This is a genomic window from Acinetobacter sp. Ac_5812, from assembly GCF_013072695.1.
Lineage (GTDB): Bacteria > Pseudomonadota > Gammaproteobacteria > Pseudomonadales > Moraxellaceae > Acinetobacter.
On sequence record NZ_LXUK01000012.1, the window covers coordinates 487,191 to 499,918 of the forward strand.

A 12,728-nucleotide genomic window follows, 5' to 3' on the forward strand; every position below is an offset into this window, starting at 1 on the left:
CATCATCATAAGGCCTATGCTTTGAAGTTTAGGTCTTATTACTTTTATAGGAAAAATAGGAGCAGCCCGCGCATGAGAGCATGATGATGGCAATGCCCGTGATTTGATATAGATTGAGGTGTTCTTTTAAGATCAACCAACCTGCAAGGGCACTGACCGCAGGAGAGGCGCTCAGTAAAATTCCAAATACTTTCGGTTCGAGTTTTTTCATGGCAAAGATATCCAGTAAGAACGGAATGGTACTGGAAAGCAGCGATACCAAAACACAGAGCAGTAAAATCCAATAAGAATGAAATAGCTGATTCAGATCAGAAATACCAAAGGGTAGTGCAAATAGAGTTGCCACCAACATGCCAATCGCTACTGTATTGCTGCCGCCTTTTGCGACTTTCGTACCGAAAATGATATATAAGCCCCAACATAATGCTGCGGCAAGCGCATAAAACATGCCGATATAACTAAAATGCTGATTGCCACTGCCCAAAGGTAATAACATCAGACCGATAAATGACAAGACGCCCCAGAGTAAATCCTGTTTCTGTTTTGACATGACAATGGCAACGGTGAGTGGACCCAAGACTTCAATTGAAATGGCAATGCCAATCGACAAATGGGAAAAGGACTTATAGATCAAAAGATTCATGAGACTCAGAATCAGTCCATAAATGATCAGATTCTTCCATTCCATTTGAGGAGGAAAGCTGCGCCAAGGTTTGAAGATCATCCAGAGCAACAGCGCTGAAAAACTTAAACGAATCAGGGCAACCCCTTCAGCGCCAAAGATGGGAAATAGGGTTTTCGCAATCGCAGCCCCAATTTGTACTGATGCAAGTGATAGACATGCTGCAGCCAAGGCCAGTTCTTGTTTATTTTGAGCAGAAGCATGCATATCGATGACCCATAGAGTGATCATGAGATTTTAATTCTAGAACGATGATTAAATCGTGCTAATTGATTGAGCTGAAGGAGTGATTCACTCTATTATTGGAAAAATATGAGGAATTAATTCATGGCTGAGCTATCACTTGATCATTTTGATTATGCAATTTTAAGAATATTGCAGCAGGACAATAAAATTTCACATCGGCAGATTTCGGAGCAGATCGGGCTGTCTCAAGCATCGATACAACGGCGTATTGTTCGAATGGAACAGGAATCCATTATCGAAAAAAATTGTGCAGTACTGAATCCAAAGCGATTTGGAGAAAAGGTGACTTCGATTATTGAAGTGCGTCTTGCTGAAGATCGTTCTGTGGTGATGGATCGGGCTAAACAATACTTTGCAACAGTGGATGAAATTCAGCAATGCTATTTCGTCAATGGTGGGGTATCTTTTATCATCATTATGATTTCAAATAATTTATCGCATTTTGAAGCTTTGGTGAGAAAGCATTTTGCAGATAATCAAGATGTCAAAACCTATCGGACTTTAATCGTTTTAGATCGGGTCAAAGTCAGTTTAGATCTTTGCTTTTAGTTTGGAATATATCAATGAATAAGCTTCACTTGGTTTAGCGATGGCTCAAGAAAAGACGTACGCCCTAAACCAAGTGTTATTCTGCTCTAATCAACGGCTCTGGGGGAACAGCTCAAGACCGTTTTCAATCAGACATTGACGTAAAATACTAAAAGCAAAAGTCATATCCTGTTCCTGAACACAGGCAAATCCAAGCAATAGGCCCGATTGAATTGGGGTATCGACACCTGAATAATATTGTGACAATGGGCGAACATTGACCCCGCGCGAAAGTGCGAGTGCAGATATTTCAACATCATTGGCGTGATCAGGTAATTTGAGTACCAGATGCAGCCCCGCATCATGATTAAATTCATGGACAAACACATCGCCCAGATAACGGTGAATCAGTTCAATCAGAAATTTACGTCTTTTACTATACAGTAGGCGCATCCGTCGGATATGCGCTGCATAATGTCCTTCACGAATAAATTCGGCTAAGGCGCGTTGAGTAAGTAAGTGACCGCCTCGATACAGTTCAGCCGAAATCGTTCGTAAGGGCTGTACCAATTGTTTTGGAACCACCATATAGCCAATGCGCAAGGCGGGATAAATGGTTTTACTAAATGTTCCAATATAAATGACCGGTGGATTTTCTTCTAAACCCTGTAATGAAGGATAAGGCTGACCTGAAAAACGGAACTCACTGTCGTAGTCATCTTCAATAATCCAGCTGCCGTGCTGTTTAGCCAAATCCAGCAATTTTCTGCGTCTAGGTAAACTGAGATGAGAACCTAAAGGGTATTGATGAGACGGGGTGACGAAGATTAGGCGAGGTGGGGTAGACGAATGTTCTTCTGGAATAATGCCTTCGGCATCGACAGACATCGGAACAATATTGAGGCCGTTGATACGCAGAATATTCTTGGCACCCCAATAGCCCGGATTTTCAATCCAGACATGATCATTTAAATCACATAAAGCCCGTGACACCAGATCAACCGCCTGATGGATGCCTTCGGTAATAATAATCTGGTCTGTTTCACAATTGACTGAACGGGCAATGCGCAAATAATCCGCCAATGCATGGCGTAATTCCATACATCCTCCAGCATTGCTGTAGATCAAATTGGCAATTTCAGGCTGGCGACTGAGACGCGATTTGATCCGATTAAATTCGGCATGCGGAAATTCGGTGACATCAGGCGCACCGGGTACAAAGGCACCCCACTGATACGGGGATGCAGCGGCATGTTGCAGCAAACTTGCCCCACGATGAGAAAGCGTTCGTGCTGTATCTTCTTTGCTTGCAGCAGCATAGCTTGGTGCTGTGCTGACCTGAATATAGCTTTCAGGTAGTGTCTCTGAGACCCAAGTGCCTCGACCAGTATGAGCTTGAATATAACCTTCAGCACGTAATTGCTCATAGGCATTGAGGACAGTATTACGTGAAACGTGCAATTCATTGGCCAAATCACGTGATGCTGGAAGACGAGTATTGGGTGCAAGAATGCCTTCCAAAATGGCATCTCTTAAACAATGAAAAACCCGAGCGGGTAAAGTCCCTTCACTGGCCTGTTGTAAATGCTGTAACAGGTAGTCTCCTAACAGGGTACGCAATTGGCTCTCTCCTTTAGTCCAAAAGTGGCTCTCGTCTATTCCTTATAAAAGGTACACATTAAGTACCCAAAGAGCATTTTAACCTTGCTTCAGCCAGATGTGGTCATGAAGCAATTTAAATGCCCAAAAAGATGATTGTTTTGTCGTATAGAGGTAACAAAATGGATGCAAAGCATATTGCAATAAATGCTCGTAAACAGCAAGCAACGCCACGCGGGGTTGGCGTGATGTGCCAATGGTATGCCGAACGTGCGTGCAATGCGACTTTGTGGGACACGGAAGGAAACGAATATATTGATTTTGCTGGTGGAATTGCCGTTTTAAATACGGGGCATCGCCATCCAAAAGTCATTGCGGCTGTTGCTGAGCAACTGAATAAATTTACCCATACGGCGTATCAAATTGTACCGTATGAAAGTTATGTGTCTTTGGCTGAGCGAATCAATGCCCGTGCACCGATTGAAGGTCCTGCGAAAACCGCGTTTTTTACTACAGGTGCAGAAGCGGTTGAAAACGCAGTGAAGATTGCACGAGCAGCAACAGGCCGTCATGGCATTATCACTTTTGGTGGCGGTTTCCACGGCCGTACGTTTATGACTATGGCGATGACAGGCAAAACAGCTCCTTATAAACGTGACTTTGGTGTCATGACAGCAGGTGTATTCCATGCCCGTTATCCAGTTGCGTCTAAAGGAATCAGTGTTGAAGATGCACTGATTAGCTTAGAAGAAATTTTTAGTGAAGATATTGCGGCGCATGATGTGGCAGCTATTGTGCTCGAGCCTGTCCAAGGTGAGGGCGGATTCAACGTTGCACCAGTTGAATTTATGCAACAACTGCGCAAGATTTGTGATGAGCACGGCATTCTTTTAATTGCGGATGAAGTGCAAACCGGTTTTGCCCGTACTGGCCAATTGTTTGCCATGCAACATTATCCAGTTAAAGCCGATTTAATTACCATGGCGAAGAGCTTAGGCGGTGGTTTCCCACTGTCGGGTGTGGTTGGTCGTGCCGAAGTAATGGATGCACCGAATCCAGGTGGTTTAGGCGGTACTTATGCAGGTAACCCGCTTGCCATTGCTGCAGCCAATGCCGTGATTGATGTGATTGAAGAGGAGCAATTGTGTCAACGTGCCAATAGCTTGGGTGAAGAACTCGTGACCATGCTCAAAGCGGCACAAAAATATTCAAACGATATTATTGATATTCGTGCATTGGGTTCGATGGTGGCGGTTGAGTTTGGTGATCATGTCACGGGTCAACCGAAACCAGAAGTGGCGAAAGCCATTCAGCAATATGCGATGGATCAGGGCTTATTGCTTTTAACCTGTGGCAAGCATGGCAATGTAATTCGTTTCTTGTATCCATTGACGATTCCTGTGGTTCAGTTCAATCAAGCGCTGGTGATTATCCAAGATGCAATTGCAGCGCAACAGCCTGCACTGCAAAAGCTCGCAGGAGCTGAAGCATGATTGATATCAACTTGCAGGCGCTATTAAAGCATCCAGATATTCGTTTTGATGCAGCGCCAACTGAAGATTATTTTGTAGTGGACGATGCAGCGACAGGACAAGCTTTGGCTTGGGTCAAAGCCTCTGACCAAGCAGAGGTTGAAGCTGCGATTGCACGTTCAGCCATTGCTCAAGCCCAGTGGCAGCAGCAAACTGCTTTGGTGCGTGCTGATATTTTGTTGGCATGGCATCAGTTGATCTTGCAGCAACGTGAAGGCTTAGCCCAGATTCTCACGGCAGAACAGGGTAAGTCACTGGCGGAAGCGCGTGGAGAAATTGCTTATGCGGCTTCATTTATTCGTTGGTTTGCAGAGCAGGCGCGTCGTGTAGATGGTTCAGTATTAACGCCTGTTCAATCAGAACAGCGCTTGATTGTACTTAAGCAAGCGATTGGGGTCACCGCAGCGATTACGCCGTGGAATTTCCCAGCAGCGATGATCACCAGAAAAATTGCACCTGCTTTGGCGGTGGGGTGTTCGATGCTGGTTAAACCTGCGGAACAAACCCCATTAACCGCTTATGCTTTAGGGGTACTGGCAGAGCAGGCAGGCTTACCCGCTGATCTATTTATTTTAATCAGTGGTGATGCGGTTGCGGTCGGGCAAACCCTATGTGCCAGTGATACGGTGCGTAAACTCAGCTTTACCGGTTCAACCGATGTCGGTCGTATTCTGATGAAACAATGTGCGCCCACCATCAAAAAGCTTTCTTTAGAGCTGGGTGGCAATGCGCCTGTGATTATTTTTGATGATGCAGATGTTGAGCGTGCCGTACAAGGGATTATGGTCAGCAAGTTCCGTAACAGTGGTCAAACCTGTGTCTGTGCCAATCGGATCTATGTGCAAGCTGGGATTTATGACACGATTTGTGAGCGCTTAAAAATAGCAGTTGAACAGCAACTTCGTGTTGGTGACGGGCGTGAAGAAGGTGTAACCCAAGGCCCATTGATTGACCAAGATGCAGTTGAGAAAGTGCAATCCCATATTGCTGATGCGGTGAGTCAAGGTGCTTCAATTGTGGTCGGTGGTCAGCCGCATGCATTGGGGAAAACCTTCTTTGAACCGACCATCTTAAGAGATGTCACTCAGCAGATGAAAGTTGCCAAAGAAGAAACTTTTGGTCCATTAGCACCGTTGTTCCGTTTCAATGATGAAGCTGAAGCCGTTGCGATGGCCAATGACACCGAATTTGGCTTGGCGAGTTATATCTTTACCAAAGACATGGCACGCCAATGGCGCGTAGGCGAAGCATTGCAATATGGGATGGTCGGGGTGAATACAGGATTGATTTCTAATGAAGTCGCACCTTTTGGTGGAATTAAACAGTCTGGCTTAGGGCGTGAAGGTTCACAATTTGGGATTGAGGAATATCTGGAACTGAAATATATGTGTGTCGATATTTCTTAATGTAAATGGTTGATGGTCTGAACGAGCGTACTCCTTTCTTCAGACCTTTTTATCCATAAAGCACTTCAGAGATGAGGTGCTTTTTACTTGGAAAATTTTAACTAATTCTGGAAAGATCCATTCCATCTCGATATACGTTTTTATTGAAATGGTACCTATGTTTTCAGCCAAATTGGTTCTCGGTTTTATTGCAAAAGTACGGACAATAAAAATACAAAAATAATCATGGATAATGGAATAAAGGACTTATGAAAAAGAAACTGTTGTTGTGTGTGAGTGCTTCGATGATTGCTTTCAGTGTACATGCACAAATGCCGCAAGCAGATGTGATTGTGGTGAATGCAGATATTCGCACTTCAAACCCAGCAAAGCCTACAGCACAAGCTTTTGCCGTAAAAGACGGTAAGTTTTTGGCCGTTGGCAATAATGCATTTATCCAAAATTTGGCAAGTCCAAAGACGCAGGTGATTGATGCACAGGGTAAAACAGTCCTTCCTGGTTTGACCGATGCACATACCCATCTACTGGGTGGTTTAGAACTGTGGGAAGGTGTGGATTTGTTTGGTATCACGGATCGACAAGAATGGTTTAAATTGATTGCCAAACGCGATAAAGAACTCGCCAAAGATGCGTGGTTGGTCGGTGGACGTTGGGATGTCAGCGCGATGAAGGACAATCGCATGCCAACACGTCAGGAGCTGGATGCTATTGTTCCTGATCGACCTGTGGTGTTGCAAGATATTGATTATCATACTGTGTGGGTCAATACAAAGGCGATGCAATTGCTGGGGATTGATAAAAATACAAAAGCACCAGAAGGTGGTGAGATTGTCAAAGATCCCCAAACAGGTGAGCCGACAGGAATTTTTAAGGAAACGGCAGCCAATCAGCTGGTATTAGCAAGCCCGCAATATACAAAAGCATTACTCTCAGGCAAAGCGGCAATCCCCGTGGTTGAAAAAATCGTTGCCCATTTTAACAGCTTGGGAATCACCTCCGTGCATGATATGTGGGCTGAGCTCGCTACAGTATATCCAGCTTTGCTTGAGTCACCGAAACAGTTGCCGATGCGGATTCGTTTTGGATTAATGGCTGGGGAAGATCAGGCAACGCTGGCACAACTGCAAAGCTATGCCAAACAACGGGATCAGTTGAATCAACATTTTATCCAAAAAGAGCAGCAGTGGCAGAAAGGGCCACAGTTCCGTTTTGGTTATATGAAGTATTTTGTTGATGGTACGCTAATGAGCTATACCGCTGCACTGAATGAACCTTATGCAGATCGACACCATTTCAACATCGAGCCCATTACCTCACAGCCAAAATTGAATGACATCGTGAAAAATGCCAATGACGTGGGCTTTCCTGTGGCGATCCATGCCATTGGGGATAAAAGTGTCGATATGGCATTGAATGCAATTGAAAACAGCCCGAAACATCGCCAACTGCTGAATCGGATTGAACATATTGAAGTCACCACTAAAACGGCAATTCCTCGCTTTGCTGAATTAGGCGTTGTCGCTTCCATGCAGCCAGACCATGCGATTGCTGGTAATTATCAGGAGTCGCGTCTCGGTGAAGCACGAATGCCGTATAGCTATGCTTGGCAGTTGTTATTGAGTAGTGGTGCGTCGATGGTGTTGGGCAGCGACTGGCCAACGGCCCCTGAAAATCCAATGCTACAGTTAAGTGATGTCGTGTTCCGCGAATATAACGGCAAGACCCGTTATAGCGATAATGCCTTGAGTTTAGATGAAGCCTTGTATGCCTATACTCAAGCACCCGCCAATGTTGCAGGTTGGGGCAACGAAATTGGCAGCATTAGTGTAGGGAAATGGGCTGATTTTGTGGTTTTACAAGGGGCTTTGCAAACGCCATTAAATAAAGATATTAAGGATTGGAAAGTGGCTCAAACTTGGTTTGCAGGTGAAAAAGTTTATGACGGCAAGCTGAACAGTAAATAATAAATTGAGTGAAATAAGAAAAAGCCTGCGGGCTTTTTTTTATTTTTAGCCACTTGATTTTAAATCATGACTAAACGCATTTTGCTTAAAAAAAAATGGTTCCTATATTTTTATTTAAATTGGTTCTCGGTTTTATTTCAAAATTAAAGACAATGAAAATTCAAGAATAATCATGTACTAATGGAATAAGTGAATGATAAAAAATACAGTGATGTTAGCGATTTCGACATCGGCAATATTTTCAACAATCAATGTGCAAGCCGCAGAAACGAAAGCATTTAAAGATCAGTTTGCTGTGAGTGGTTCGCTGGCATTTCTAACGGAATACTACTGGCGCGGCACAACCCAGACGCAGGGTAAGCCTGCCGTTCAGGGGACCTTAAGAGCAGATCATGATTCAGGTTTATACGCACAGCTTTTTGCCTCGAATATACAACTCGATATCGGTAGCAGTATCGAGTTCGACTATTACCTTGGCTATGATTACCAATTCAATGATCACTTAAAGTTGAATCTACAATATTTGGATGTCAATTACCCCGGTGAAGATAAAACCTTACCACGGGTCGACTTTGAGGAGTATTCAATTGGGTTGTTTGCATCAGGGTTATTGAATCAACAAGATCAACTGAATCTCTCATTTTATTATTCACCAGACTACACTCTAGAAACAGGGAAGATGCTGCGTTATGAGGTCGGTTATCGCTATCCTGTCGCTGACCAATGGCATGCTTATGCACAGGCTGCCTATAACCAGTTCTCAAGTAACGAGGCTTATGAATTATTGTGGGCGACTGATGAAAAGAAACATTTTTATGATTATAAAGTAGGCGTCGATTTTAACTATCAGGATTTTATTTTTGATCTGTATTATGCCGATGCCAATGTGAATAAGGCCTTGAAAAATGCCGATTCAACTGTGGTGTTTAGCTTGACTAGAACATTCTAATTATTGCAATCAGTCTTATCGTTGATTCCAAGCTAGCCATTTTATAAAAATGGCTAAGACATACTCAGTCTGCAATTGATTGAGCTTGTTGAAAGCCAAATATTGCATGTTTATTTTATATAATGAACTTATGGCAAAGAAAAAGCCTCCATCATTTCGATGAGGGCTTTTTTTAAATTTGGAACAAGGAAGTAGACTCTAACTTAGTAAAATAGTTTAAATGTCTAGTTCTGGATCATATTAGCCAGCAAACCAAAGAGATTGTTGATCACATAAAGAGCTCAAGTTTTTAACTGGTCGGGTCTCTGCTCCAAGTTGGCCAAAGCCACCAGCAATATCTAACTCTTCACCTAAGGTAATTTTTTTACCTTTATAAGTTAAAGTGTGATTTTGATCATCCCACTGTGCAGACTGATCGGGAAAAATAATGAGCGTATCATTCACATAGAGACAGTTACCTTTGAGTTGTAAAGGTCCTTTTAACCGTGCAGAGGCAGAGAGTCCATTGGATGAATAACTCGGTATTTTTACAGCATTTAAGGATTCATTTTTTTCCTGCTCAGAGGGTAGTTGCCGTTGACATGCGACAAGTAGCCCGACAGTGGCAAGTATGAACAGTGTTTTATTGATAGACAAGTTGTGCTCCTAGATCGTTCAGATAACCCACACTGGTATAAACAACGGTATTTGTGATGGTTTCACCGCTATCTTTCCATGAGCATGAGGACTGAATACCAAAAGCTGTATTTAATGCAAACCATGGACCACCACTATCTCCACGTACGCAACGCAAAGTACCTAAGCCTGATGTATGGTTAGTGCCTGCTCCACTTTGAGTATTGCTAACGACTATATAGGTGTTACCACCGTTATGATTTGCTCCTGTAATTGATATTACCTCACCACAGCTTTGTATCAATGCTGAATTTGTTGGTGAAGTTTGTCCAAGGTGACAAACATAAGATCCCTTTACTGTTCCACTTTTTACTACTGTACTGGTTCTATTGCGTTTGCCTGTTAAAGCACGGGCAGGTGATGTTGTATCGGCGTAAAATTCTGGTACAGCCTGTTGGGCTGTGGTTGAACCTGCTTTCATAAAGGCAAGATCCATTGCAGTATCATTACGATACATACCTGTAACTGGTGAAATTGCATATTGAGTTCCATCTTTGTCTTTATAATTTAAAGGAGTTGATGAATTAATACAGTGACCAGCTGTAATTACACCGAGTTCACCTGTTGAGTTTCTTTTTGCTGTAAAGCCTGTCATACAATGATTGCTGCCAGAATTATTGACTAACCAAGAACCACCACGGGTTTTAGTCGGTTGAATCCCTGTTGGAATTTCAGATAATTCCACTTGCATATTAAGTAATTTTTCTAGGGCCAGTTGATCGATTTGTTTTAAGGATTTTACATAGATTAAGGCTTTTGCATTTTGCTCATCATCCACAATCATTTCGACGGTTGGATAGGCTTGTTTAATGGCTGAAAATGATTGTTTAAGTTGATTGACGCGTTGTTGCTTGGTATTTGTAGCTCCTTGAATCAAGCTAATCGGTGCACTTACACCACGTTCAATGGCTCTATATGCCGACTCAACTTCAGTTTCAGTTAAATTGGCGAGTTTCCTAACTTGGATACGCTCTTGAACATTTTCATTTTTTAAAAGTTTGATGCTGCTATCAGGTTTTCTTTCTAATTTAAAAATCTGTTGAGCATGGTTGTTACCTACAACATTTATTTTTAAACCAAAGTCTGAACCATTATCAAAATAAATGCCTGAAAGAACACTTTTATATTGATCATTTAAACTGGCGACTTGATTATTTGTATCATGCATAATTAATAATCTTCGCATCGCCTCATCTAAGGTGACGCCATAAGATGCTGCATAATATTTTGCATCAAACGCTAAGGTCTCTGCGACATTCATTACTGGTTTTGCAATATTATCTGCTGCGAGTGTATGGGTGGACATAAAGATAATCAAGAGGCTGCTTAATCGTTTATTAAATCTCAATTCCTTGTACTTAAATCTCATTGTTATCTCACTATAATTGTTTTGAGATTTGAAACTAGCATATGATTTTTTCTGATTTTAATCTTCGATATTTAGATTGTTTATCATAATTTTATTCAAGGTTTTGATGTTTTTATAAAAAATAGGCTTTTAAAAGAATTGTTTTATTGTGTAATTAAACATTTGATACGGTTTTAATTGTTTAAAAAGCTGATCATATTTTCGCCCAATGAGACCAGCATGTTTTACCTATAAAACAGAAAAATAAGGGTGGGAGCCAATTCAAATTTCAAGCTGATTTACAGTGGTTTAATAATAGGCAATTGAGCACTTTAAAAAATATAATTTTATCCTTTTTTGTGTTGTTTATTTAATTGAAAAATAATGCTTTTTAAAGTTTTTCTGAGTCGCTGTGAAATTGGTTCCTAAAGCAGTGCTGAAATTGGTACTCGTCTTTTCTTGAATTATTTATCAAAGTGGATGCTAAGGCGACTCTAAAGATATTTAAAAGGGATGTGCAAAACAATGAGAGTGAATGCAGAGCGATTATGGCAAATGCTCATGGAAATGGCAAAAATTGGTGTTACTGATCAGGGTGGCAATACCCGTTTAGCACTCAGTGATGAAGATATTGCAGGTCGAGCTTTATTGCTGGAATGGGCAGACAAAATCAATCTTTCCGTTCATTATGATGAAGTCGGAAATCTGATTTTACGCCGTGCAGGTCGAAATGAAAGTGCGTTACCGATTGTGATGGGGAGTCATCTCGATACACAACCTAAAGGCGGTCGCTTTGATGGAATTTATGGCGTGCTGGCAGGCATGGAAGTTTTACAGCGTTTAGCTGAAGAAAAAATAACTACGGAACATCCACTTGAACTTGTAGTTTGGATGAATGAAGAGGGTGCACGTTTTACCCCAGCGATGATGGGTTCTGCGGCTTTCGCGGGTGTTATTCCCAAGCAACAAATTTATGACAGCACAGATAAGCAAGGTGTTTCCGTTTTTGCGGAACTGGTGCGTACAGGTCAACTTGGTAATTACCCACTGGCTCGTCCATTCCAAGCCTATTACGAAGCCCATATCGAGCAAGGCCCAGTACTGGAAAAAAATGAGATTTCGATTGGTGTGGTGACGGGTGGACAAGCGATTCTCTGGTTAGATGTTGAAACCAAAGGTCGAGCAGCACACGCAGGCACCACGCCAATGAATCTGCGGAAAGACACCATGGTCGGTACGGCTGAAATGATTGTGGCTTTAGAGCAATGTATTTTGGAGCAATTCCCTGAAGGTCTGGTGACTTTTGGTGAAATACAAGTGGCGAATTCATCACGTAATACCATTCCTGGTCAGATTCAGTGGACCATTGACTTACGCAATCCTGATGATGCCCAGCTCAAAGCGATGGAACAAGCAACGCACAAACTATTGCATTCACTCGCAGCACAACGAGATTTAGAGATCACTATTTCACAACATTGGTTAAGCCCAGCGACTTATTTTGATCGCACTTGTGTTGCAACCGTACAAGATGCGGTGGACAACTTGGGATATAGCAATCAGACCATCGTCAGTGGTGCAGGCCATGATGCAATTAATATTGCCAAACACTGCCCAACCACCATGATTTTTATTCCATGTATCAATGGGCTGAGCCATAACGAAGCAGAAGACATTTATGCGAATGACGCTGCACAAGGTGCCGATGTATTGCTGAATGCCATTCTAAATTACGACAAACAACATGCTGCGCAAGATTCATCAGCGCATGCAGCAACTATTTAACGATTATAGCCAAG

At 42.4% G+C, this 12,728-nt stretch carries 10 protein-coding genes; 6 read left to right on the forward strand and 4 right to left on the reverse strand.

Annotated features, from left to right (window positions below; translation table 11 throughout):
* Positions 1-28: 28 nt before the first annotated feature.
* A complete protein-coding gene (locus A7P55_RS11305; RefSeq protein ID WP_171552260.1) occupies positions 29-889 on the reverse strand; it encodes an EamA family transporter in 861 nt (286 codons plus the stop codon).
* A gap of 120 nt (positions 890-1,009) precedes the next feature.
* On the opposite strand from A7P55_RS11305, the gene A7P55_RS11310 reads away from it, so the two are divergent.
* Positions 1,010-1,477, forward strand: coding sequence for an Lrp/AsnC family transcriptional regulator (locus tag A7P55_RS11310; protein ID WP_171552156.1), 468 nt, complete (start codon positions 1,010-1,012; stop codon positions 1,475-1,477).
* Positions 1,478-1,567: 90 nt separating this feature from the next.
* On the opposite strand, the gene A7P55_RS11315 is transcribed toward A7P55_RS11310, so the two are convergent.
* On the reverse strand, positions 1,568-3,076 hold the full coding sequence (locus A7P55_RS11315) for a PLP-dependent aminotransferase family protein (protein ID WP_171552157.1): 1,509 nt from the start codon (positions 3,074-3,076) through the stop codon (positions 1,568-1,570).
* Positions 3,077-3,237: 161 nt separating this feature from the next.
* Here A7P55_RS11315 and A7P55_RS11320 point away from each other — a divergent pair, with 161 nt between their 5' ends.
* The 4 genes from A7P55_RS11320 (at position 3,238) to A7P55_RS11335 (ending at position 8,906) form a co-directional block, all read left to right on the forward strand.
* Entirely contained in the window at positions 3,238-4,548 is a 1,311-nt protein-coding gene (locus tag A7P55_RS11320; RefSeq protein ID WP_171552158.1) for a 4-aminobutyrate--2-oxoglutarate transaminase, read from the forward strand.
* Positions 4,545-5,993 (forward strand): NAD-dependent succinate-semialdehyde dehydrogenase, encoded by a 1,449-nt coding sequence (locus A7P55_RS11325; protein WP_171552159.1) that lies wholly within the window; start codon positions 4,545-4,547, stop codon positions 5,991-5,993. Before A7P55_RS11320 ends, A7P55_RS11325 begins: the two co-directional genes overlap by 4 nt.
* A 248-nt stretch (positions 5,994-6,241) precedes the next feature.
* Positions 6,242-7,957, forward strand: a complete 1,716-nt coding sequence (locus tag A7P55_RS11330) for an amidohydrolase (protein WP_171552160.1) — start codon at positions 6,242-6,244, stop codon at positions 7,955-7,957.
* A 193-nt stretch (positions 7,958-8,150) separates the two neighbouring features.
* Positions 8,151-8,906, forward strand: coding sequence for a TorF family putative porin (locus A7P55_RS11335; protein ID WP_171552161.1), 756 nt, complete (start codon positions 8,151-8,153; stop codon positions 8,904-8,906).
* A 240-nt stretch (positions 8,907-9,146) separates the two neighbouring features.
* Here A7P55_RS11335 and A7P55_RS11340 read toward each other — a convergent pair whose 3' ends face one another.
* The gene (locus A7P55_RS11340) at positions 9,147-9,524 is read right to left on the reverse strand and encodes a hypothetical protein (RefSeq protein ID WP_228129633.1); all 378 of its coding nucleotides are present in this window, start codon (positions 9,522-9,524) and stop codon (positions 9,147-9,149) included.
* 4 nt (positions 9,525-9,528) lie between these two features.
* Entirely contained in the window at positions 9,529-10,887 is a 1,359-nt protein-coding gene (locus tag A7P55_RS11345; protein ID WP_252727853.1) for a hypothetical protein, read from the reverse strand.
* 567 nt (positions 10,888-11,454) lie between these two features.
* On the opposite strand from A7P55_RS11345, the gene A7P55_RS11350 reads away from it, so the two are divergent.
* Entirely contained in the window at positions 11,455-12,714 is a 1,260-nt protein-coding gene (locus A7P55_RS11350; RefSeq protein WP_171552162.1) for a Zn-dependent hydrolase, read from the forward strand.
* Positions 12,715-12,728 lie beyond the last annotated feature (14 nt).

Coding starts and splice junctions, on each gene's coding strand:
- A7P55_RS11325 (WP_171552159.1), top strand. CDS start 4,545: ATGATTGATATCAACTTGCAGGCGCTATTAAAGCATCCAGATATTCGT.
- A7P55_RS11320 (WP_171552158.1), top strand. CDS start 3,238: ATGGATGCAAAGCATATTGCAATAAATGCTCGTAAACAGCAAGCAACG.
- A7P55_RS11305 (WP_171552260.1), bottom strand. CDS start 889: ATGCATGCTTCTGCTCAAAATAAACAAGAACTGGCCTTGGCTGCAGCA.
- A7P55_RS11345 (WP_252727853.1), bottom strand. CDS start 10,887: ATGTCCACCCATACACTCGCAGCAGATAATATTGCAAAACCAGTAATG.
- A7P55_RS11310 (WP_171552156.1), top strand. CDS start 1,010: ATGGCTGAGCTATCACTTGATCATTTTGATTATGCAATTTTAAGAATA.
- A7P55_RS11350 (WP_171552162.1), top strand. CDS start 11,455: ATGAGAGTGAATGCAGAGCGATTATGGCAAATGCTCATGGAAATGGCA.
- A7P55_RS11335 (WP_171552161.1), top strand. CDS start 8,151: ATGATAAAAAATACAGTGATGTTAGCGATTTCGACATCGGCAATATTT.
- A7P55_RS11330 (WP_171552160.1), top strand. CDS start 6,242: ATGAAAAAGAAACTGTTGTTGTGTGTGAGTGCTTCGATGATTGCTTTC.